The organism is Sulfidibacter corallicola (assembly GCF_017498545.1).
Lineage (GTDB): Bacteria > Acidobacteriota > Holophagae > Acanthopleuribacterales > Acanthopleuribacteraceae > Sulfidibacter > Sulfidibacter corallicola.
In genome coordinates, this window is the sequence record NZ_CP071793.1 from 6,574,387 (window position 1) to 6,597,660 (window position 23,274).

The following is a 23,274-nucleotide window of genomic DNA, read 5'->3' on the forward strand; positions in this document are numbered from 1 at the left end:
GAGACGGCCATGTCGATGACCAAAGGAGCGATCGCCTGGATGGCGACCCACAAGGTGACCGCCAACCTGCTCATGATTCTGTTGCTGGCGGGAGGCCTGGTTTCCGGGTTGCGTTTGAAACAGGAAGTGTTTCCTGATTTCAAGTTGGACACCGTCACCGTCACCGTCAGTTATCCCGGAGCCAGCCCGGCCGAAGTGGAAAAGGGCGTCATTCTCGCCGTGGAAGAAGCGATTCGCGGCATGGAGGGCATCGAGGAAGTAGAGTCAACCGCCACCGAGGGCAGTGCCGTCGTATCCGGGGAGATCCTCTCCGGCTTCGAACCCAACAAGATCCTCAACGACGTCAAATCCGAAATCGACCGCATCACCACTTTCCCGGTCGAGGTGGAAAAGACCACCGTGAGCCTGGCGAGTCGCGAGCGTTCGGTGCTGTCGCTCGCGGTCAGCGGCCGGCAAACGGAGCAGGACCTGCGCGTCTTGGCCGAATCGATCCGAGCCGAGTTGCTGACGTCGCCGGAGGTCACCGTGGTCAACCTGCGGGGCGTGCGTCAGCCGGAAGTCAGTATCGAAGTCTCCGAGGAGCATCTGCGGGCCTATGGGCTGACGCTCCAGGGCATCGCCGATCGCATCAGTCAGTCCTCCCTCGAAGTTCCGGGCGGCAAGATCAAGACCGACAGCGGCGAGATCCTGCTGCGCACATCCGAACGCAAGTACTACGGCCGTGAATTCGTCAATCTGCCGATCGTCACCCGCCAGGACGGCAGCACCGTCCTGCTCTCCGAGATCGCCACGGTGCGCGAGACCTTCGAAGATTCGGACATCCGCACCTACTACAATGGAAAACCGGCGGCCCTTCTGGAGATCTTCCGGGTCGGCGATCAAAAACCGGCCGATGTGTCCGCCGCAGCCAAAGAGGTGGTGGCCCGCATGCAGGCCGAACTGCCGGAAGGCGTGGAGATCGCGGTCTGGAACGACATGTCCGAAGCGTTGCAGGACCGCATCGATCTGTTGTTCAAGAACACCTTCTTCGGGCTGGTCCTGGTCCTGATGCTGTTGTCCCTGTTCCTGGAACCGCGCCTCGCCTTCTGGGTGACGATGGGGATTCCCATCTCCATATTGGGGGCCCTGCTGTTCATGCCGGCCGTCGATGCCTCGATCAACATGGTCACGCTCTTCGCCTTCCTGATCACCATCGGGGTCGTGGTCGACGACGCGGTCGTCGTCGGGGAACACATCTTTTCGCTGCGCCAAGAGGGCAAGAGCTACGTACAGGCCGCGATTCTCGGCGCTCGGGAAATGGCCGCACCCGTCACCTTCTCCATTCTGACCAACGTGGTGGCCTTCCTGCCGTTGATGTTCGTGCCCGGCATGCTGGGCAAGATGTTCTTCTATATCCCGCTCATCGTGATCACGATCTTCCTGATCTCCCTTTTCGAAGCGCTGTTCATCCTGCCGGCCCACCTGGCGGACGGCGCCGATCGACCCCATACCCCGAGCCGGTTGGAGCGCATGCGGTTGCGGTTCGGTCGGGGTTTGCAGCACTTCATCGACAAGGTGTTTCAACCCTTCCTGGAGCTGTCGCTGCGCTGGCGCTATGTCACCGTGTCATTCGGGTTCATGTGCCTGATGATGATCGCGGGAATGGTCGCTTCCGGGCGTGCGCCGTTCAATTTCTTCAGCGCGGTGGAAGGCGACGTGGTATCGGCCAACCTGGCGTTGCCGATCGGCACGCCGGTGGCCGAGACGGAAGCCTTCCAGAAGCGACTCACCCAGGTGGCTCGGGAGATCCTCGAAGAGCACGGTGGCGAGAGCATCCTGCGTGGGTCCATGGTTCGCGTCGGTGCGGCTTCGGGTAACGACGGTGCATCCTCGGTTCAGGGCGGCCATCTGGCGATCGTCAACCTCCTGTTCGTGCCGGTCGACGAGCGCGACATCACCACCGAGGAGTTCGCCAACTTGTGGCGAGCCCGGTTCGGCACGCCATCCGACATCGAATCGCTGACCTTCAAATACACCGAAGGGCCCAATATCGGCTCACCGATCCACGTGGCGTTGTCGCACAACGACGCCGATGCGCTGGAAGCGGCCGCTTCGGAGTTGGCCGAGGTTCTGGCGACGTTCGACGGTGTCACCGACGTCAACGATGGTTTCTCCGACGGCAAGGTCCAGTGGGACTTCAAGATCAAGCCGGCGGGGCAGGCTGCGGGTTTGACCGCCGCCGATATCGCCGGTCAGGTGCGCAGTGCCTTCTTCGGGGCCGAAGCCCAGCGCAGCCAGCGCGACCGCGACGAGGTCAAGGTCTACGTGCGCTACCCCGAAAGTCAGCGCAAGAGTCCCCAGGATGTGCGGGAGTTGATCCTGCGGACGCCGAACGGCGGCGAGATGCCCATCGGCCAGGCGGTGGAGATCGTCGAGGGACGTGCCTATACCAGCATTCGCCGCAGCGATGGTCGGCGGGTCATCAACGTCACGGCCGATGTGGCGCGCGATCGGGCCAACGGGAACCAGGTCCTGCGCGAGCTTCAGGCTGACCAGCTCGCGCGGTTGATGGCCGACTACCCGGGCCTGAGCTATACGTTGCGCGGGGTCAGCAAGGAGCAGTCGGAATCGCTCTCCAGTCTGGCCGTGGGTTTCGGGTTGGCGCTGTTCGGAATCTACGCCCTGTTGGCGATTCCCTTCAACAGCTACTCGCAACCCCTGATCATCATGATCAGCATCCCGTTCGGCATGGTGGGTGCCGTGATCGGTCACTTGATCATGGGCTACGAGCTGTCCCTGATGAGCATGATGGGGCTGGTCGCCCTCTCCGGCGTCGTCGTCAACGATTCGCTGATCCTGATCGTGGCCGCCAATCGCGGCGTGCAAAACGGCAAGCCCGTCTTCCGGGCGGTGGTCGATGCCGCCCGCAGCCGCTTCCGGCCGATCATCATCACTTCGCTGAGTACTTGCCTAGGGTTGGGCCCCATGATCCTGGAGACGTCGGTTCAGGCGCGGTTCCTGATCCCGATGGCGATCTCCCTGGGTTTCGGGATCCTGTTCGCCACCGTCATCGCGCTGCTGCTGGTTCCCAGTTTCTACATGATCCTGGATGATGCACACCGGCTTTTCGATGCCTGGTTCGGCCGTGACATGCACGTCGAAGCCGTCGCCGGCGAACCGGTCGAAACCTTCGCCTGATCCGACGAACCTGTCGACGGGAAGCTCACCCGGCGACCGGAATCCGTGCCCGCGGTTCCGGTCGTTGGGCCAGATCGCGGCACATGCCTCGAAAAATCACGAAATGAACCGGCACCAGCAGGTACCAGTACAGGCGACCGATCAGGCCCTTGGGTCTGAAGGTCGCCGTTTGGCGTAGATGGGTTCGCCCGTCCCGTTGCAGGAATTCGAATTCGAGCCAGGCTTCTCCGGGCAGCTTCATCTCGGCGAACAGGACCAGGTGATCGCGCTTCTTGTCGGTGAGCGCCACCCGCCAGAAGTCGAGCGCATCGCCGATCACCAGGTGATGGGGATTGCGCCGTCCGCGCCGCAGGCCCACGCCGCCGATGAGTTTGTCGAGAAAGCCGCGAATTTCCCAAGCCCACCTCATGTACCAACCGTTCTGGCCGCCGATCGACCATACCCGGCTCCTGGCCGCTTCCACGTCGCCCGTGACCGGGACCTCGCGAACGTCGCGCAGGATTCCATGGCGCGGCACGCCGACGAAGTCCAGGTAATCGTCGCGGAGGGTGCCGCTGACGACCGCGTCCTTCCAGGAGCTGAGCACCTGGTTGTTTTCGATCTTGACCAGGGCTCGCTCCAGTGCCTCCTCGTAGGAAAGGCAGCGGTGGGGCACGATCGTCTCGATGTGGCGATCGCCGCACACCACTTCCGCCTTCATGCTGTCCACCAGGCTCTTGGCCAGGGAGTAGTTCGTCGACGTAATGAAGTAGAGCCAATACGACGAGAGGCGGGGCGTGAACACGGGCACGTCGAATATGTAGCGCTTCAAGCCGCGCACCTTGGCGTAGCGCAGCAGCATGTCTCGGTAGGTCATCACGTCGGGGCCGCCGATATCCAGGTTCCGATCGAAGCTTTCCTCGTGCAACAGGGCCGCCTGGAGGTAGAAGATCACATCCACGATCGCGATCGGCTGGCACTTGGTCTTGACCCAGCGCGGCGTGATCATGAACGGCAGCTTTTCCACCAGGTCGCGAATGATTTCAAAGGAGGCGCTGCCCGATCCGATGATGATCGCCGCGCGCAACACCGTCAGGGGAACTCGGCTGCGACCCAGGATCTCTTCCACGTTGAGTCGGGATTTCAAGTGGCGGGAAAGCCGTTCGTCGTTGGCGATACCGCCAAGGTAGATGATCTGCCGAGCTCGGGACCGATTGGCCCAGGCCGCGAACCGGTGTGCGCAGCGGGATTCCAATTCCTGGAAGGTTCCGGCCGAACTGCCCATCGAGTGCAGCAGGTAGTAGGCCGCGTCCACATCGCCGGGCACCGCATCCATGCTTTCCGGTTCCAGCAGGTCGGCTTCCACGATGGTCAGGTTGGGGTGGAGCGCTTCCTTGAAGGCGAATCGCCGTTTGTCGCGCATCAACGCGATCACCGAATGGCCGCCGTCCAGCAGCGCCGCCACCAGGCGACGCCCGATGTAGCCGTTGGCGCCCGTTACCAGCACGTTCATCGATCCACTCCTCGTGCACCTGTCCGAGATGCTTCTCACTTCGGTCGAAGCCCGCACGAAGCTTTAAAATGGGGAGCCGCGGCCAACCGGTGGCGGCCACCGGGGATGGTACCGAATTCGGTGACGGATGGCGACGTCAGTCCTCCAGGTCTTTTTTCATGCGGGCGAGCAGGTTGATGGCGCCGACCGCGTAATCGCTGATCCAACGGTCGAAGACTTCCTTGATCGGCAGCGGGTTGAGGTAGTTCCAGCGAAAACGTCCGCGCCGTTTGACGATGATGAGTTCGGCTTTTTCCAATACGCCGAGATGCTGCATCACGGTGCAGCGGTTGAGGTCCTCGAAGTGCTTGCACAGATCGCCCGTGGTCATCGGTTTCTGTTTCAGCAGGTCGAGCATTTTGCGCCTGCGCGCATCTCCCAGGGCCTTGAAAATGGCATCGTGCCTTTTTTCATTCGACATGTTATAACTTTATAACATGTTCTGGTTTTGTCAAAGTAGATTGGAGGTATCATGGAACTCGAATTTGAAGTCTACGCCAAGATCCAAAAGCCCGTTCACGAGGTGTTCGAGGCGGTCTACAATCCGGAAAAACTCAGCGGTTACTTCACCACCGGCGGTGCCAGCGCTCGTTTGGACGAAGGAACCGAGGTGACTTGGGATTTTCACGACTATCCCGGTGCTTTCCCGGTCAAGGTCATCAAGACGGTGCCCAACGAGACGATCGTGTTCGAATGGGCCGACGATCGCTCCGGTGACGAGACCCGCGTCGAAATGACGTTCGAAGAGCTCGATGGCGATGCGACGCTCGTCAAGATCAAAGAATCCGGCTGGAAGAAAACGCAGGAATCGCTGAAATACTCCTATGGCAACTGCATGGGCTGGTCGCAAATGCTCTGTTTTCTCAAGGTGTACGTCGAAGACGGCAAGAACCTGAGGACCTTCTTTTATTGACCGATACCGCGCTGCGTGTCCGGCTCGCCGTGAGGAACGCCTTTCCTCCGGCAGCGATCGATGCAATCGCCCCGCACCCCTTCATTTTCATCGGGGCACAGGGCACGCAGCGCTTGCGAAACACATCGGGCGGAGACGGTACCCTATGTGTGTCCCCGTGGCCGTGCGATGCGGATGTTCCTCGCGACGTTCGGTGTTTTCGGCGGGTGCATGCAGGGGTGTCCGATCGAGGTTTTTCGTGACACTCCTGTATGATTTATCTTACGGGTTGTGACGGAGGTGTAGAGAGAAGGCTATTGTTTTGAATATGTTACGAGTTGGCTCGTGGTCTGCTGCATGCACTGCCGGATGTGGGGCCAGGAACGGCAAGTCGATCCTGCCCTTCACGACGACCGAGACTTTCTCGAGGTGCTGTAATGAGAACCACGATCTTTTGGATTCTGGCGGTATGGATGCTGGCCGCCCCCAGCCTGGCCAATGAACCCGCCACCTTGTATCTTCCCCATTTCACCTTCAAAAACGGCGATTGGCAGACCGACCTGGGGCTTCACAATCCGACCCTCAACCCTCAAACGGTGACCGTCCGAGCCTATGACGGCCAGGGCAACCCTGCCGCACCGACCCAACTCGTCCTGCCTCCGTTTGGCGGCTACAACGGATCGATCACGGCGCTGATGCCGAACTTGGATATCGATGCGGGTTGGCTCGAACTCGTTGCCGACACGGATCGGCTCAACGGGCAGATTCAAGTCACCGCGACGGGCAGCGGTGGCGCGACGACCGTGCCCTTGAATCGCGAGGCGCACGATAACTTGATATTCACGGCGCTGAAACAGGGCGATGGTTGGGCCAGCGGGTTCGCGATCGTCAACACCGAGGACGAGGCCGCGGAAGTGGTCTTCCACCTCATGAATTGGCAGGGCCGCACCCTTGCCACCCGCAAAGAGACGTTGCCGGCCCGGGCCAAGTGGGTGGAAATGCTGTCGTCCTTCTTTGGGGCGGGCGACACTTATCCCGAGCGCATGGTGCTCACCGTGCAGAGTAGCGGTGCGCTCACCGGCCTGGCTCTTTCCTTCAAAGGCAATTCCGATCAAATCGTGGCGGTACCGGCCCAATCCTACGAGCCAGGTGCGGGCAGCGAAACCCTGGCCGCCAAGTTGAACGCGGCCCTGGCCGACACCATCCATCCCGAGTTCCAGGTCCACAACGCCCTCGTCGGCATCGAATCGCCGTCCATGGGTTTGCGCTGGCAGGGCGCGGCCGGACTGGCCGACCCCGCGACCGGTGAAACCATGACCACACGGCACCCCTTCCGCCTGGCCTCGGTCGGCAAGACGATGACCGCCACCCTGATCCTAATGCTAGAGGAAGAGGGCAAGCTGGGGCTGGAAGATCGGGCGATCGACCATCTCGGCGCGGATCTTCTGGCCGGGCTCCACCTGTTCGAGGGTGTCGACTACGGCGGCCACTTCACGATTCGCCAATTGCTCAAACACACCTCCGGCCTAGGCGACCACCTGTTCGATGCAGACCGCAACGGCGACGGTCAGCCCGACCTGCTGGTCCACCTGTTCACCAACCCTGAAGAGCGCTGGGATCCCGCGAAGATCCTGGCCTATGCCCGCGAGAATACCGAATCCGTGGCGCCTCCCGGTGTCGTTCACCACTACTCCGATCTCGGCTACGTGTTGCTGGGCCTGATCGCCGAGCGCGTGAGCGGGCAGGCGTTGCACGTGGCGCTGCGCCAGCGGATATTCGATCCCTTGGGTATGCGCGAGACCTGGCTGGAGTACCGTGAAGAGCCGGTGGGATCGGAGTCGCTTTCTCACTGCTTCTTCGACGACATCGACTACACCGACTTCCTGTCGCCCTCGATCGATTGGGGCGGTGGTGGCGAGGCCTCGACCCTCGACGATGTGATGATCTTTTTCAAGGCGCTGCTCAGTGGCGACGTGTTCCAGAACTCGGCCACCTTTCAGAAAATGCTGGATTTCGTGCCCAGCGACGAAGGTCAATACGGGCTCGGTATCGAGAAAATCGACATGCCCGGGCTTGGAACCATCATCGGCCACAGCGGCTTCTCGGGTTCCTTCATGTACTACTGGGTCGAGGCGGACATCTATCTGGTGGGCACGACCAACCAGACGTTGTTCAGGTTCGAGAGCCAGCTTGCCGGAATCAACTGGGTGCTTCGCGGTGAGTGGATGGCATCCGACGGGGAGCCGGTCCTGCAGGAGGGCATGACCCCGGTGGGCGACGTGTCGCTGCAACACCTCTCCATCGAGGGGGCGGGACCGACGGTCGTCTTCGAGAGCGGACTGGGAGGAACCATGCAGTCCTGGTCGCCGGTGCTGCGCCAAATCGGTGCGTCGGCACCCGTCTTCGCCTACAACCGTGCCGGCTACGGGCAAAGCACCTTTGCGGGGGGCACGCGCGATGCGGCCACGATCGTGGGTGAGCTGCGGGCTCTGTTGCGCGCCAATGGACACCAACCACCCTACATTTTGGTGGGGCACTCGCTCGGTGGACTCTACATGCAGTATTTCGCCAAGGCGTATCCCGAAGAGGTGGCCGGCCTGGTGTTGGTGGATTCCTCGATCGCCCGCCAGCAGGAGCTGGCGTGTGCCGAATTCCCGATCCTTTGCGAAGCCATGGGCGGCGGTGAAGAGGAGGACCTCCCACCGTTCGTGGCTGCGGAGGCTCTGGGCATTCCGGCCACGGGGCTTCAGGTCGAGGCGGCGGGGCCTTTTCCGGCCGTGCCGGGTGCGGTGCTCACTGCCGGCAAAAACGGTATCGAAGCCTTTCCCGAGGTTCACGAATGGTGGTTGCGCCTTCAAACCGAGCTTGCTCGAAGCGGATCCTTCACGCACGTGATCGATCCACAGAGCGGCCACCACCTCCAATTCGACAATCCCCAACTGGTGATCGAGGCGATCCACGGCGTCCTTCGCTCGGTGAATCGATAACCGCAACGGGCCGCGTGGGAACTACCCGCGCGGTACCGTGCCTTCGGCCCTTCAGGGAAACGGCGTCAAGTGGTATCACAGATGGGGCCTTGTTGGCTTGCACTGATGACGGGCCTCTGCATCGGTGGGATCAAGTCATCAGATCGACTAAGCGATTTGACTCGATCGTTTTTGTGGCTGCATGGCATCCGTGTTGAGGACGTTTACTGCTGGGTAATGAAAAAGTATATACTTTGTGTGAACCTTTGTTGAGGAGGTGGGTATGCCGAAGGAATCTGTTTTCACCATGAAACTGGAACCTGAGTTGCGAGCTGAGTTCATGGCCGAGGCGGAGGCTGCCCATAGACCGGCTTCCCAAATTGTCCGAGAATTGATGCGTGATTATATTCAACGCCAGCGTGAGGCACGGGAGTACGACGAATTCTTGCGTCGCAAGGTCGAGGCCGGTCGGCTCTCGATGCGTGCTGGATTGGGAAGATCGAATGAGGAAGTCGAAGCCGAATTCGCCGCAAGACGGGCCGGGGTGGCGAGCAAGCCGTGAACGTTGTTTGGACGCCAGATGCATGGATCGGTCTTTGGGGCATGGGAATGCCAGCCATCATCTCCCGAGCCGCAACCGTGCCCCCCTAAACGGGAGGTCTGGCCCGAGCATAGTAATCTTCGAACTTGACGTAGAGAGCGGCCATGATCAAGATCCAAGCCGCGTAGGTCAATGCGGTGTGTTCCTCCATCAAATAAAAAAACAAAAGGCTTTGGGTGTTGCCGAGCTCGAGGTACAAAACCCCCGCCATTAGAATAGAGCAACCCAAAAACAGGGAGACCCAGGTCATGTGTTTGAAGGGAATCACTTTCCCCGTGATCGTGAGGAGCTTGAGGAACAGGGTCGAGATCACCATCACCGCAAGAAGGGCAGTTAAAACCAGTCCCGTTCGTTGTTTCCAATTCATCCAACCCAGCACCCCGTCGTCCATGTAGCGATTTACCACCTCGAATAAGAACTCGTTCACGGGTTCATTTGGGTGTCGGAGGGTCCATTCGTGAAAAAGATCTTCCATTGCCGCTTCCGAGAGGTGCACTCCGAAAAAGTCCCGGATCTTTCGCCGGGTTTGATGAAAGGCGAATGCCTTCGATGGATCCTGACCGGGATCGTATGGGTTGTAGGCGACGATGTCGCCGATCACGGGCAGTGTCAGTGGCCGATGTCGTTCGTTACCCAACACGATGTCGGGAACGGCATCCTTTTTTTCGCAGGTCATGAAGGCATTTGGCAGATGGCGTCCCAGATTCTCGCTCTGAACTCGTGAGGAACCGTCCAAAAAATGGACTGACCATAGCCGATCTACCTGTGCCAGGGATAAAGCGGTGACTATCAGGACTACCCATGTGGGCAAAAGGGTGAGGCGACAGCTCAGCCGCGGAGAGAACGGCAAGTGGGCGTAGTAGCCACGATAGATGATGCCAAGCAAGGATAATTGAGAAAACAGGAATGCCATCCAGGCGATCCACATACCGTAAATGAAGCCTCTTCCGTCGTTCACGAACCAAAAACCAGTTCCACCAATGGGTACCAGAAAGGTGGCGGTCGGGAACAGCCATCGAGGGTAGATCACCGACACATGGCTATGCCACAAGCCTGTTTCGGTTGAATCGTTCACTGAACGGCGACCGCGCCATCGGGACTTGAGGTCCGCCTTTGATCTGAATCGTTCTCGTGGAACGGCGCCCTTTCGGATGAGCCAGAGGCCTGAAGCAAACGTCAGGGGTCCGATGGGCAGCAGGAGATAGGCCACGACCGGATCAAGCCATATGCCTGCATTGATGCCGAGCGTGAGCATGAGGACGGACCGCTGAACAGCGGGTTCGCACATAATGGTTCCATCCTGCTCCCGGGTCGGCTTCGCGAAGACGGCGAGAGTCGTGATTGCGGCCACCACCGTACTGATTTGTGCCGAAACCTGCCACACGATCGCTCCACCGAAGCGAAACGCCAAGGCGATAGCTACGAGGAATCCCCCTGGGACGAGGTACGCCATTGGGGTCAATAGGTTTGCCATTTCAATCTGACGGCGCGTCAAGGGAAGGGTGCCTTCTAAGAGGCCTCGCCGAGGGAAAGGCAATCCGATGGCGAACAGTAGAAGCGCCACCAGGGACCAGATGACCAAGTCGGGTCGCGACGCGTGCAGATGGGTACCGGAATACACAAGCAACAAAATGGGAAACAGGATGAGGAATGCGATTCCCTTACGAGAGGCTTCGCATTTGACGTTGAAAAACAGGAAGTCACTCATGCGCCTGTCCCCAACAACTTCAGAAAGAATTCCTCGAGAGTCAAGGATTCGAGATGGGCATCGATTTGCGGGCAATGGGTTTCGATCCGGGTCGTCAATTCTTGCCGGGTTTTGGCAAACAGTGCCTGTATTTCTCCTTCGACAGACTCGACCTTCAAACAGCCTTCGAAATGATTCAATACTCCTTGGCCGTGTTCCGCCGAGAAACGGAGCAAAGTGGTGGTTTCGGCCATGTTGGCAAGATCGGCTTCGAAGCGGATGTGGCCCTGGTCGAGAAACGCGACCTGTTGCACCAATCGCTGGACATCGTCCAACTGATGACTCGACACGATCAGGGTCGTTTCGTGTGTGGCGAGGTGTTCCACGATGACCGACAGAAAGGTACGCCTTGCGACGGGATCGAGATTGGCCGTCGGTTCGTCCAAAATCAGAAATTCCGGGTGATGGGCCAAGGCACAGGCCAAGGACAGTTGGGCTTTCCTTCCGGTCGACAGCTCGGCCCAGACCTGTTCCTCCCGTAATTCGAAGGCGTTCGCGAGGCGGTTGAAATACTTCAAATCCCAAGTGGGATAGAGGTTTCGGTGCAGTTCCGCGAGATCGAATCCCGACATGCGCATGGGATAGACTTGGCCTCCGACGACGCTGCCGATCCGCCGCTTGACTTCGACAGGATCTCGAACCGGATCCTTGCCAAAAATACGTACGGACCCTTTCGCTGGGCGAAGAATACCCAACAACAATTGAATCAGGGTGGTTTTCCCGGCCCCGTTTCGGCCCAGGAGACCGACTGCCGATCCGGGTGTCAGGGACAGGTCGAGACCGTTCAGCACCGGTTCGGAATAGCTGTAGCCGAATTCGAGGCGTTCAATTTCCACGATGGCCATCGAGGGGGACCTCCTTTTTCATCCATTGTCCGTCCGCGAGTTCGTCAATCAGATCCAGCAAGGCCTGACGATCCATGCTCAATTCCCGGGTCTGTTCCAACATCTTCCGCACGGTGTCGCGCAGGGCTTCCCGTTTTTCCGAATGAAGTGCCGCGACCGGCTTCTTCGACAGAAAAGTACCCATTCCGCGCTTGGTTTCGGTCCAGCCCTGTCGCTCGAGGTAGTCGTAGGCCTGTTTGACCGTCAGCGGTGCAACCACGAGTTTGACCGCAAGCTCGCGGTGAGACGGCAGTTTGTCGCCTGGCTGAAGTTTCCCGGTCAGCAAGGCCTGCTGAACCTGGTCGGCGATTTGTCGATAAAGCGGCAGACCGCTTTGGGCGCGAATGCGAAAGGGGATCACGACGGAGAAGTCTCCAACCCGAGATGGGGTAAACCGCGAAACAGCCGAACGACACTGTTTTTGCGGTGGTGATATAGAACCCTATATCACTTAGTCGCTGCGCGTCCACTGTTTTTTTCGAGGTTTGACCGGCTCGGTCACAGGCCTCGGAGCAGCGACTCATTAGAAACGAAGTAGTGCTTCCAGCCCGGGATCGGTCTCGCCGTCGTCGAAAAGAAATCAGGAATACAGGAATGACGGAAGCCAGGATAAGCATTGCCATGGCGTGTACCCAATGCATGTTCTTTCCTGGCTTTCGACCTTTCTGGGTTCCTGATTCATTTTCCCGACGAATGACTCATGGCCGTTCGCCAGAAACCAGGTACGGTGTTTCCTTCTCCAAATCGAGCAGGGCATCAGCTTCGCTCGTGCGGAGTTCTTTTGAGGTGGGGTTTGTAAAGTCTGGCTTGGTGATGTGGATGGGAATTCCGTCAAAAAATGTCGGCCCAACATCCTGGGCTGGCCGTGCACCTACAGCGACAAACCCCCCTGGCGAGAATGTGGGAACCCCGAAGCGACTCGCCCTGGTTCGTTTCGTTTCGGAGACCCAATGGTCGGAATGTCGCAGGTCGGCCCGGGCGGCGAATCTGTGCCAAATTCCTGAGATTACCGAATATCGGGATCGAGGTCGAACCCGTCGCGCAATAGCCCTGCTTCCGATCCTCCGGTGGGGATCGCCGCTCGGGGCACGATGCGGTTCCCGCTTCACCGGGCTCACGGGAGGCCGCGCTCTCCGTCTCGACCGCGATGCCTCTAACTCAGCCCCCCGATCGGGGGTGCACATCGGTGAAGGGTGCTCCATATTGAAGAGAGAACGGCCAGCCATCAGCAGTCAGGATAGGCGACCCCGCACCCGCAAAACGTGAGAGAGAGCGTGTCGGGTGATGCTCCGCTTTACGGGGCTGTGGCGGCGTCACCAGCCGATGGCTGGCCGCTCTTAGTGATTCCAAACGAATATCCCCGGCCACCTCCCTCACATCGAAGAAGAAAAGAAAGGACCGAGTGTGAAGGGGATGTGCACGAGGATCGTTCGAATCCGATCCTTGCGAATTCTCGGTGAGAATCCACAACCGCAAAGCCTAGCGAAACCGGACTGAAAAACCAAGTCCTTGATTGGATCGGATTCGACTTTTTGTCGGCATCATGCGTGCCAAAGCCAGCCGAAGCGGGTCAATCCAAGGATTCACGCCGAACGATGAAGAAACCACCCGGCGTCTCCACCGGTTCGGTGGTGAGTGCGCCCACTTGCAGGGTTTCCACGACACGCTCGTACGCGCTGAATTTGGTGTCGCGGAACCAAGGCAACTGGGATCCGCCACGAAACGCGAAAATGCCGTCGCTGTGCTCGCGGGCCAGGGCTTCGAAGGACGCGGGATCGGCCAGGACCTTTTGGTTGATCTCGCGGGCCAGGGCTTCGGCCTCCGCGCGCGATCGGGTCACCTGGGTCGGCGCACCCTGGGCCGAGATGTGGCTGATCAGAATGTCGGACGTGGCGCGTTTGTACACTTTGAGACGTTTGATGATGGCGTAGCCCGCCTGGGTCTCGACCACCCCGCTGACGCCGTCGTAGGGCAACGCGTCCACGGCCTGGGCCATGGTGTTGGCCAGCGCGTTCTTGCCGCGGTGGAAAATGCCGAAGCGACCGTTTACCGCGCGAAAATCGCTGTGCTCGGTGACCAGCGTTTCGAAATTGTCGGCCGTCACCTTGGGGGCCAACGCTTCGGCCAACGCCTTGGCCTCTTCGGGTGAACGGCGCAGGTGCGCCCCGGTGGCCGCCACCGATTTCAAATGAACCGCGATGTCCTTGTGTGTGAACAGGATGATGCGGGCGCAAAAATGCTTGGGCGTCACGCTGTTGCGGCGAACGATGTGGTAGCCGAAGCCGGTCTTGACCGGTTTGTGAAAAATGGCGCCGTCTTCCAACTTGCGGACCGCCTTTTCGAACGCGGGCGCCATGGAGCCTCGATTGAAACCGCCCAAATAGCCGTCGTTGGCCGCGGAGGGGCCGTCGGATTCGGCCGCGGCGATGCGCTCGAAGGACGAGGGGTCGGCCAGCACTTTGGCCAGCAATTCCTCGGCGCGCGCCTTGGCCTCGGCCTTGTTGCGGTGCACGTGCTCCGGGCGTTTGTCCGCGCCGAAGTACGAAATCAAAATATGCGAGGCCGCATAGGTCTTGTGAATGGGGAAGTATTGATCGGATTGGTCCGGCGTCGTCCCCCAAGCGGCGTGGCTCATCGCCAACCATAGGAATGCGACCCAGATGATGCGGGCTTTCATGGTTCCTCCCGAACTGTTGGTGCCGGGAAATCCTAACCCGGACCAGCCGGAAAATTTCAAGAATTTCCCATGCGAACGAATCGGGAGGGAAGCGCGGGTGGTGGCGGGTCCCGGTTTCATACCCCTGCCCAGGCAATCGAGACCCGACACCCTCGGCCGCCCAGCCGACTATGATGCAGATTTGGCCGTGCAGCCGCCGTCCACCACCATGTCGTGGCCGGTTACGAACGAAGCTTCCGCCGAACAGAGCCACAGCACCGCGTTGACCACCTCCTGGGCACTGCCCAGCCGGCCGAGGGCGTGCATGCGTTCGATCTTCTCGCGCATCGCCGGAAAGCTCAGGATGCTGTTGACCATCGGCGTTTCCACGAAACCCGGGCACACGGAGTTGATGCGCACCCCCTTGCGGGCGTATTCGGACGCGGCCGCACGGGTCAGCCCGACCACCGCGTGTTTGCTGGCCACGTAGGACGAGAGGCCGATGGCGGTGCCCGTCAACCCGAGAAAAGACGCGGTGTTGACGATGGCGCCCTGGCCTTGGCGGACCATGATCGGGATTTGGCGCCGCATGCACAGCCAAATGCCCTTGACGTTGATTTCCATGATACGGTCCCATTCGTCCTCGCGAATGTGGGCCAGGGGCATGGCGCGCTTGCCGCTGATGCCGGCGTTGTTGAAGGCGCAGTCGATGCGGTCGCAGAGGGCCAGGGTTTTTTCGATCAAGCGGTCGACCTCGATGGCCTGGGCCACGTCGGTTTGGAAGAAATGGGCCTTCCCTCCGGCGTCGCAAATGTCCCGGATCGTCGCTTCACCGGCCTTGGTCGCGATATCGCCGATGACGACCTGAGCGCCCTCGGCCGCGAAGCTCAGTGCCGCGGCGCGGCCGATGCCGTTGGCACCGCCCGTGATCAACACGGTCTTTCCCTGGTAGCGGGTGGTCATGTGGTGTTTCCTTTCTCATGTCGAATGATGGATGTGCAATGGGCTAGAGCGAGCGTTACGGAAAATGGGCGATTTCCGCTCAGACACCGCCGGCAACGGCGCCGCAACGGGATGCCGTCTCGATCAGGGTTCGGGCGGCCAAAGGGCTTCCGCCCGCCCGTGCGAACGAAGCGCCGATGCGCTGTGCGGCTTCGCGATAGGAGGCATCCGCGAGTACCTTTTTGACCGCGGTGCGCACGTTGGTCTCGGTCAGGCGGCCGAACCGCAGGCCGACGCCTGCGCCGGCCTGCGTCACCTGCCGGGCGATCACCGGCTGATCGTCGCGGATCGGGGCCACGATCAGCGGTAGCCCGTGGGCCAGCGACTCGCAGACCGTGTTGTGACCGGCGTGGCAGAACACGGCGTCCACGTGGGGAAGCAGGGCGAGCTGCGGCACCCGCGGTGCGGTGATGAAATTGGCGGGCGTCCGGTTCCGCCAGGCTTCGGGCGCCACCAGGATCACCTGACAAGGCATCTCCGCCAGCGCCTCGGTGACGACGTGGTAGAAGCGGGGATCGCGATCGCGGTTGACGGTGCCCAAGGTGATCAGCAGCCGCGGACCCGATGGACTCAGGCGGTCCCAGGGGAAGTTCTCCTTTTGTGGCCGCGATGCCAGCGAGGGGCCCACGAAGGTGAACGGCGCCTGGAATTGGTCGAACCGGCCGCTGAATTCCGGCGTGCTGAATACCAGGTTGGCCAGTGGCGAAAGATCGGGTCTCGGCCATACCTCCATGTCGCAAGCCCGTTGCAGGTCGGCCAATACTTTGGTGATCCAGCGGTCGGCGATGTCCCACACCTTGAAGATGGCGGCGGTCGTGGTCACGGTGGCCACCCAGGGGATCTGTTTGCGTCGGGCCGCGAGCGCTCCGGACAACATTTGCTGGTCGGTGACGATCATGTCCGGAGCAAGCACGTCGATCGCCCGTTCCACCTCGGGAAGGGTGGCTTGGGCCAGGGGGCAAACGAACGCTTCGAAGAGGAAGCGCACGCTCTCGAGACCGCGCACCTCGGACGCCCGCTTGGACAACGGTTCCAGCAAGTTACGGGCGCGAACGCGGTCGAAGGCGTGGAAATGGGCGCCCTCGGGAAGGAGCGGCAGGACTGCCTTGACGTGGCCCAACCAATGAATCTCGTGGCCTTGCCGTTCCAGTTCCCCAGCCACCCCGATCAGGGGGTTGATATGACCGGTCAGCGGAGGAACGACGAACAGGAAGCGCGTCATCGCACACCCCCTGGCACCATCGCCGGGCGGGTCGCCAGCCAGGCCAGCAATTCGTCGCGAACCCGCGCGGTCGCCTCCCACATGATCGAGTGGCTACAGCCATCGAACAGTTTCAATCGGGCCTGGGGCAGGGTGGCGACGAGTGCCTCGCCGCGCTCGCGAATGTCGGAATGCTCGCCGTAGAGTGCCAGCACCGGCACCTGGACGGAGGCGATCCGCGTATCGGTGATCGGCGGGGTGCGGCGCAGATCCGCGATCAGGCTGGTCTCCTGAATCAGTTCCCGAGCGTTGCGGGCCAAGCGATTGCGTTTCCTGGCGCTGTGGCGACCCAACCAATCCTGGAAATGAAGCGCGATCTTGTGATTGGCGGCCTCGCCTTCGAGACTCAGCGTCGCCGCCATTTCCTCGCCCCAGCCGGCCACGTGGGCGTGAGCTTCGATCAATACCAGGCTGTCGACCCGTTCGGGATGCGCCATGGCATAGGCGAGCGCCAGCAGGCCGCCGAAACTGTTGCCCACCAACACGACCGGTGCGTCGAAGGCGGCTCGACGAATGACGCCGTCCAATTCCGCCACGAAGCTGCCGAGATCGTAGCCGGAGACCGGCCGATCGCTGCGACCGTGGCCGCGCAGGTCGTACAGCAACACACGCCGCTCACGCGCGGTGGGGTTGGCCATCGTGAAGTACCAGCTACTCAGGTTGTCCATGACCAGGCCGTGCAGAAAAACCACCGCCGGTTGAGCCAGTCCCTCAGCGCCCAGACACTGCACATGCAGGTTCAATCCTTGGATGTTCCATTCCGTCATCGAAAAACTCCGTGATTTCGTCGATCAAGGCCTGCGTGGCTTCCATGTGGAGGTTGTGTCCGCCCGCCAGCTCGCGTAGCCGACACTGGGGCAGCACCCGCGCGAGTCGATCACCGACCCCGCGACAGGGCGAGCGATTGCCGTAGAGGGCGAGGACCGGGCGCCCGAGACAGGCCAATAGGGCGTCGGGAATGTCCCGGGCATTTTTGAAGTCGGCCACACAACTGGTTTTGCGCACCAGGCGCACGAGGTTCGAGAGCAGTCGCAGCGCTTGACGGCCGCCGGAAATCAGGTTGCGCGCGGAGGTGTTCGGCAACTTCTCCATCATTTCCCTGGGAGACAGGCTCATGAACGACTGCATTTCTTCGAAGTTGGAAGGCGGGAGCGGGGCCTCGATCACCACCAGCCGGCGCACCCGGTTCGGATGGTAGAGGGCGTAGGTCATGGCGACCAACGCGCCCCAACTGTGGCCGACCAGATCGACCGGGCGACCGTCCGGCTCGAAGTGATCGATCAAGCCGCCCAGATCGGCGGCCATGGTGTCGAGATCGTAACCCTCCGGCGGCGCCTCCGACTTGCCGTGGCCGCGCAGGTCGTGCATCAGCACGCGGCGGTTTTTGGCCAGGGCCGGCGCGAGGGTGAAGTACCAGCCGACCAGGTTGCCCAGCAACAACCCGTGCAGGAGGAACACAGGTGGCTCGGCGTCGGCGGATCGGTTCGGCCCCATGGATTGCACATGGAGCCGAACGCCGTTGGCGTCTACGAACGACATTTGGCGATGAACTCCGCCACGTCGCCCACGGTCAACGCGATGATTTCCTCCAGATCTTTGCCCGAGAGCCATTCCACGAAGTTGATGTCTTCGCCGAAGTGGGCCTGCAGCTTTTCGGCAAGGGCCACGAATTCAATACTTTCCAGCTCCAATTCACCATTGAATGAGGTGTCTTGGGTGATTTCGATTTCTTCCACCCAATCTTCTCCAATGACATCGCGAATGAATGTCGTGATGGTATCCAGCACTTCAGATTTGGTTTGCAACATTGATTTCACCTCTTAACCGTCCAACTCATCATGAAATCGAGACCGCTTTCCTGATCTTGTCCGGGAACTTGTTCGTCTGTTTGTTCGGCGCCGCCGACATGTGACGGCATGGCGATCCGATCTTGGTGGTGCTTCGTTGACTGGGGTGAAGCGTCCCGCGAGGTCGAGCGGCTGTCCCAAGAGGCGATCCAGCGCGCCCCTCGGTCCCGGTTTTCCACCCGCAGCCGCGCCGGCTCCACAGCGGTGATGGCGCAGTCGTGCGGGTTGGATCCACGCGCCTCGCCCCACAGGTGGGCGAACGCGCATTTGGCGGCCCAGAAGCGGGCCAGGGCGAGAGCGTCGTCTTCGCGGGGCAGGAGGCCCCGTTCCGACTCCGCCAGAAAGGTTTCGGCGGCGGGGAGGTCCACCGGATCGCCATCGGGTGTCAACGGCAGGATGGCCAGACCCAGGTCGTGCTCCGTGAGCCGAGCGATTGCCACATCACCCTGCGCGGCAACCGCCACCTGGTGATTTCCATATGGGCTTTCCACCCGAACCATGCCCTCCGCCGGTCCGGTGACGCGCAGTTCCGCGGGGAACACCGACGTCCGGCCCCCCTGCATCAGGTCATGGCGGACGGCATCCTTGGCGGCGATGCGGCCGTTGAGCCATTGGCGTTTGCCCCGTGGCGGCAGGCGGTCGTAGGCGTCGCGTTCCACTTGGGTCAGGAACCGACGAGCCAGGTAGTCGCGCGAGGGAGCGCTGCGATAACGGTCGAACAGCACCAGGGAACGCTCGGGGTGCGGCACCGCCAGGAGATGCGCCTCCGCTCGCAGGATGACGGGCCACATGCGGCGGTCCGTATCGAACCGGCGGTCGCGCCAATCTTCGATGCGGGCCCAGACGCGGCCGTCCCGGTTCAATTCCATGTCGGCGGCGGCCTCCTTGGCCGTCACCTCGCGTATGTGGACGGTGCAGTCGAGGCGTTGCCCGACGGTCGGATCGGGTCCGTAGAACAGGATGCGGCGCAGACCGATCGGCATCGCCAACCGGTCGACGGTCGCGCGCGCCATGATCCAGTACCCGAACAATTGGCCGGCGTTGTCCAGCAGGCTGCCGGGTCCTTGACGGGCGACCAGCCGGCCGCGAATGCCGCCGTCGCAAATGCCGTGAAAGGTCTCGATGCCCTGATAGGCCGGGCCGTGGAACATCCAGCGTTCGCGGTACAGGGTTTCCGCGTCGATGGAGGTGGGCGTTTCGTCGGGAAGCGTCTTTGTCTCCACCGTGGGTGCTTCCGGGTATCGATCGGCCAGCACCGTTTCCGCCCGGGCATAACCCTCGAGGCTGATGGCCAAACGGTCGTGACCCAGTCGTTTCGTGCGAATCTCCAGGTCCACCGGGTCGGTCACGACCAGCCAACGAAAGGCCTGCAGCTTTTCCAATGCGACGACCACTTTCCCTGGGGCCGCCTGACGGGCCGCCTCCAACAAGATTTGAATCGACATGGTCATCGGCACCACCGGATAACGGTCGGCGATGATCGGCCAATTCGGTGGCTGTGCGAAAAAGCTGTGATCGAGCAGTTCCGGGCAGGCCTGGACCGAGAGCCGTCGGTGGGTAGTGCGCGTCTCCGTAAGGTCGATGACGGGGCCACGCTCGCGCGGGGTCGTGTCGGTCGGAAGTTCCACCGCCTCGTTCGAGCGACCGGAAGGCGCCGATGGGGTTGGCGAATCCGGCGGCGGGGGCGGCGTCGCCTGGCGACTCGCCGGGTTGGTACGCCGCGCGGGAGGCGTGGAACGCCAAGCCTCCAGGATGTCCGCACTCGCCGTCTCCAATTCTCGAAGGATCGTTTGAAATCCTTGCGCCACCGGATGTGTGGCGCGTTCGCCGGTCGGTGGAACGGTTTTCCTTTCGGTCTTGCTCTCGGCAGGATTCAGGTCGAGCCGGGTGTCCAGGCGAACCAGGGGCACGCCGAGCGCCAATTTGCGGGTGGCCGATGTGCGAGCGGGCTTCGCTCGGGATGTTTCTGACGTGGCTTGCGCACTGCCCAGAACCGCGAGATCCACCAGTGCCCCTTCGCACCAGAGCGCCGCGGCGAGGTGACAAAGTTGCACCAATCCACTGCGTTTGGGAAGGTTGGCGGAGATTGCCAGATGCGGGTGGCGTCCCAGGCTGTCGTCCACGAAGCCGGGCAGGCTGCCGGTACCGACCTGGACGAAGACCCGGAAACCGGCGTCGTGCATTTTCTCCACGAGAGGTCGAAAGCGTACCGGCTCGACCAGGTGGCGAACGGCCAGCTCGCGAATGGCGTCGACGTCCGTGGGATACGGCGCGGCAAGGGTGGCCGACCACAGCGGAAGCGATGCGGGTTGGAGCGGAAAGGCTTTGAAGAAGTTCTGGTGGGGGCCGAGGTAATCGGTGAAGAGCGGCGAATGGAAGCCGCTCTGGAAGGGCAGGCGCTGAGCCAGGACCCGCATGGTCCGCAGGCGCCGTTCGGCCGCGGCGATCGAGGCCTCGCAGCCGCAGATGATGACCTGACGGGTGCAGTTCTCGTGGCTGATCACGATGTCCGCCAGGTTCGCGATCGCTTGTTGGGCCTTTTCCAATCCGCACCCGGCGGCCAGGAAGACCACCCCCGGGACCTCCAGGGTTCCCGGCTTCAATTGGTCGATGAAGGCGTCCAGTTGGTCGCGGGGCAGACAGTCGGCGGCGATCATGGCACTCCATTCGCCGATGCTGTGGCCGGCGAGTGCATCGGGGCCTATGTTCAGTCGTTCGAGGACTTCCGTCAGCAGTCGATTGGTTTGGATGATGCCCATGCCCGCGCTTTCCAGTTGTTCGGGACTCAATGCGACCGGGTGGGCTTGGGACGGGACGGCCATGCCGAAAAAGGCGGCCAGGTCGTCCAGGCGCGGTTCGAATGAGCTGTCCACGCCGGGATAGAGGAACGCCAGCTTGCCGCCGCGGGAGAGCAGGCCATCGGGGGAGAAGTAGATGCCCTCGCGCCCACGCCAGGCTCGACCGCGGGAGGCGATGATGCCCGCGCGTTTGCGTCGCTCGGGTGTCGGATCCAAAATGGCGAGCCGGAGCAAGGTTTTGGGATCGGGCTCCGCCTGGCGGTTGGTCTCCAGATCGCGGGCGAGGGCTTCCGGCGTATCCGCGGCGAAGATCGCGATCGCCGGCGGTACGGGCTTCGAGATCGCCTCGACGGTCGTTGTCGCGGATGCCTGAGCGTCCGAGTCGTGGGCGACCTTTCGTGGTGCCGGAATCCCAATCCCTTCCAATACGACGTGGGCGTTGATGCCGCCGAACCCGAAGGCGTTGACGGCCGCGATGCGGGAGCCCCGGGGATCGGTTGGCCAGACGCGCGCCCGATCGATCGGCGCGAAACGCGTCCGGTCGAAGATGTCGTGGGGTTGTTCGCAATGGAGCGTGGGCGGGAGTTCGGCGTGGTGGATCGCCAATGCCGCCTTGATCAGGCCCGCGATACCCGCCGCCGGCATGGTGTGTCCGATCATCGACTTGACCGACCCGATCCCGATGCGGTCTTCTTCGTGGGTCGCCGAGCCGAAGAAGCGGGCCAGGGTCGTCAATTCGGCTTCGTCACCGGCCGGCGTGCCCGTGCCGTGCGCTTCCAGGTAACCCAGCTCCTCCGGATCCAGGCCCGCTTCGGACCAGGCTCGTTCCAGCGCCATGAGCTGCCCGCTCACGGCCGGGTTCATCAAACCCGCCGCCCGTCCGTCGCTGGAAATGCCGCAACCGCGAATGACCGCGTAGATACGGTCGCCGTCGCGCGCCGCGTCTTCGAGGCGTTTCAGGCACACCATGCCCGCGCCCTCGCCGATCAGCAGGCCGTCGGCACGGCGATCGAACGGGCGAATCCGTTGCCGGCGCGAGAGGGCGCCCAGTTGGCAGAAGACACTCCAAAAGGCCACGTCGTGACTGAGATGGATGCCGCCCGCGAGCATGAAGTCGCAACGTCCCGAACGCAACTCGCGCACGGCCTGGTCCACGGCCAGCAGCGAGCTGGCACAGGCGCCGTCCACGGTGTAGGCGGGCCCGAACAGGTTCAGGCGGTTGGCGAGACGCGAGGCCGTCAGGTTGGGAACCAGGCCGATGGCCGTGTCGGGTCCGTAATGGCCCAGTTTGCCCTGGAATTCGGTCTTGATTTGGCGGAGCGCCGAGTCGCTCAAGTTGGGCACCAATTGGCGCAGGGCGCCCACCAACTGCTCCGAGGTACGGACGTGTTGTTCCAGGCGAGTCATGCCCGCCCCGATATAGTTGCCGCGGCCGATGATGACCCCGGCACGGCGCGGATCGAAATCTTTTTCCGTGAGGCCCGCATCGGCCAGGGCCTCCGCGCCGACACGCAGGCTGATCAACTGGTCCGGCTCGGCGCCGTCGGCAGCGACCGGCATGATGCCGTACGCCAGCGGATCGAAGTCGGCCAAATCGTCCACGAAGCCGCCACGGCGGCAGTAAAAGCGATCCGGCGCATCGCTGTCGGGGTCGTAGTAGACCGGGTCCCAGCGATGGGCCGGCACTTCCGTGATCGCATCCACGCCGCCGCGGATGTTCGACCAGTAGGTGGCCAAGTTGGCGGCGCCCGGAAAGAGGCAGGCCATTCCGGTGATGGCGACGGCGCAGCCGTTCGTGCCGATGGCATCGGGAGTGGCCGGTTTGCGGGAGGCGTCGTTGTTCATGGCGATGGTCCTTGGTAGTCGTTCGGCACGGCACAGGCGCGCGGGTTGCGGGGTACGGGCGACCGCG

Annotated in this window: 16 protein-coding genes; 4 read left to right on the forward strand and 12 right to left on the reverse strand. The window is 61.8% G+C overall.

Features of this window, described 5'->3' with window-relative positions; translation table 11 throughout:
- Positions 1-9: 9 nt before the first annotated feature.
- Complete coding sequence (locus tag J3U87_RS20460) at positions 10-3,177, forward strand: efflux RND transporter permease subunit (protein WP_237377636.1); 3,168 nt, start codon at positions 10-12, stop codon at positions 3,175-3,177.
- Between the two features lie 25 nt (positions 3,178-3,202).
- On the opposite strand, the gene J3U87_RS20465 is transcribed toward J3U87_RS20460, so the two are convergent.
- Both J3U87_RS20465 and J3U87_RS20470 read right to left on the reverse strand, forming a co-directional pair.
- Positions 3,203-4,669: an SDR family oxidoreductase gene (locus J3U87_RS20465; RefSeq protein ID WP_237377637.1), complete on the reverse strand. Its 1,467-nt coding sequence runs from the start codon at positions 4,667-4,669 to the stop codon at positions 3,203-3,205.
- A gap of 136 nt (positions 4,670-4,805) precedes the next feature.
- The gene (locus J3U87_RS20470; RefSeq protein ID WP_237377638.1) at positions 4,806-5,129 is read right to left on the reverse strand and encodes an ArsR/SmtB family transcription factor; all 324 of its coding nucleotides are present in this window, start codon (positions 5,127-5,129) and stop codon (positions 4,806-4,808) included.
- A 51-nt stretch (positions 5,130-5,180) separates the two neighbouring features.
- Between J3U87_RS20470 and J3U87_RS20475 the strand changes: the two genes are divergently transcribed.
- The 3 genes from J3U87_RS20475 (at position 5,181) to J3U87_RS20485 (ending at position 9,128) form a co-directional block, all read left to right on the forward strand.
- Positions 5,181-5,621, forward strand: coding sequence for an SRPBCC family protein (locus J3U87_RS20475; RefSeq protein ID WP_237377639.1), 441 nt, complete (start codon positions 5,181-5,183; stop codon positions 5,619-5,621).
- A 416-nt stretch (positions 5,622-6,037) separates the two neighbouring features.
- On the forward strand, positions 6,038-8,587 hold the full coding sequence (locus J3U87_RS20480; RefSeq protein ID WP_237377640.1) for an alpha/beta fold hydrolase: 2,550 nt from the start codon (positions 6,038-6,040) through the stop codon (positions 8,585-8,587).
- A 262-nt stretch (positions 8,588-8,849) separates the two neighbouring features.
- Complete coding sequence (locus J3U87_RS20485) at positions 8,850-9,128, forward strand: antitoxin of toxin-antitoxin stability system (protein ID WP_237377641.1); 279 nt, start codon at positions 8,850-8,852, stop codon at positions 9,126-9,128.
- 85 nt (positions 9,129-9,213) lie between these two features.
- Here the strand turns inward: J3U87_RS20485 and J3U87_RS20490 are convergent, their stop codons facing one another.
- The 10 genes from J3U87_RS20490 to J3U87_RS20535 all read right to left on the reverse strand — a co-directional run bounded on the left by J3U87_RS20490 (position 9,214) and on the right by J3U87_RS20535 (position 23,207).
- Positions 9,214-10,875: a hypothetical protein gene (locus J3U87_RS20490; RefSeq protein ID WP_237377642.1), complete on the reverse strand. Its 1,662-nt coding sequence runs from the start codon at positions 10,873-10,875 to the stop codon at positions 9,214-9,216.
- Positions 10,872-11,759, reverse strand: coding sequence for an ABC transporter ATP-binding protein (locus tag J3U87_RS20495; RefSeq protein ID WP_237377643.1), 888 nt, complete (start codon positions 11,757-11,759; stop codon positions 10,872-10,874). The genes J3U87_RS20490 and J3U87_RS20495 overlap by 4 nt, the downstream gene beginning before the upstream one ends.
- Entirely contained in the window at positions 11,740-12,159 is a 420-nt protein-coding gene (locus J3U87_RS20500; RefSeq protein WP_237377644.1) for a GntR family transcriptional regulator, read from the reverse strand. The genes J3U87_RS20495 and J3U87_RS20500 overlap by 20 nt, the downstream gene beginning before the upstream one ends.
- 1,209 nt (positions 12,160-13,368) lie before the next feature.
- Complete coding sequence (locus J3U87_RS20505) at positions 13,369-14,475, reverse strand: peptidylprolyl isomerase (RefSeq protein ID WP_237377645.1); 1,107 nt, start codon at positions 14,473-14,475, stop codon at positions 13,369-13,371.
- Between the two features lie 168 nt (positions 14,476-14,643).
- Positions 14,644-15,417 (reverse strand): glucose 1-dehydrogenase, encoded by a 774-nt coding sequence (locus tag J3U87_RS20510; protein WP_237377646.1) that lies wholly within the window; start codon positions 15,415-15,417, stop codon positions 14,644-14,646.
- 79 nt (positions 15,418-15,496) lie between these two features.
- On the reverse strand, positions 15,497-16,678 hold the full coding sequence (locus J3U87_RS20515) for a glycosyltransferase (RefSeq protein WP_237377647.1): 1,182 nt from the start codon (positions 16,676-16,678) through the stop codon (positions 15,497-15,499).
- The gene (locus J3U87_RS20520; protein ID WP_237377648.1) at positions 16,675-17,484 is read right to left on the reverse strand and encodes an alpha/beta fold hydrolase; all 810 of its coding nucleotides are present in this window, start codon (positions 17,482-17,484) and stop codon (positions 16,675-16,677) included. Before J3U87_RS20520 ends, J3U87_RS20515 begins: the two co-directional genes overlap by 4 nt.
- Positions 17,429-18,256 carry an alpha/beta fold hydrolase gene (locus tag J3U87_RS20525; protein ID WP_237377649.1) on the reverse strand — a complete coding sequence of 276 codons (828 nt, stop codon included), beginning with the start codon at positions 18,254-18,256 and terminating at the stop codon, positions 17,429-17,431. Before J3U87_RS20525 ends, J3U87_RS20520 begins: the two co-directional genes overlap by 56 nt.
- Positions 18,244-18,525: an acyl carrier protein gene (locus J3U87_RS20530; protein ID WP_237377650.1), complete on the reverse strand. Its 282-nt coding sequence runs from the start codon at positions 18,523-18,525 to the stop codon at positions 18,244-18,246. The genes J3U87_RS20525 and J3U87_RS20530 overlap by 13 nt, the downstream gene beginning before the upstream one ends.
- A 5-nt stretch (positions 18,526-18,530) precedes the next feature.
- Positions 18,531-23,207 carry a type I polyketide synthase gene (locus tag J3U87_RS20535; protein WP_237377651.1) on the reverse strand — a complete coding sequence of 1,559 codons (4,677 nt, stop codon included), beginning with the start codon at positions 23,205-23,207 and terminating at the stop codon, positions 18,531-18,533.
- Positions 23,208-23,274 lie beyond the last annotated feature (67 nt).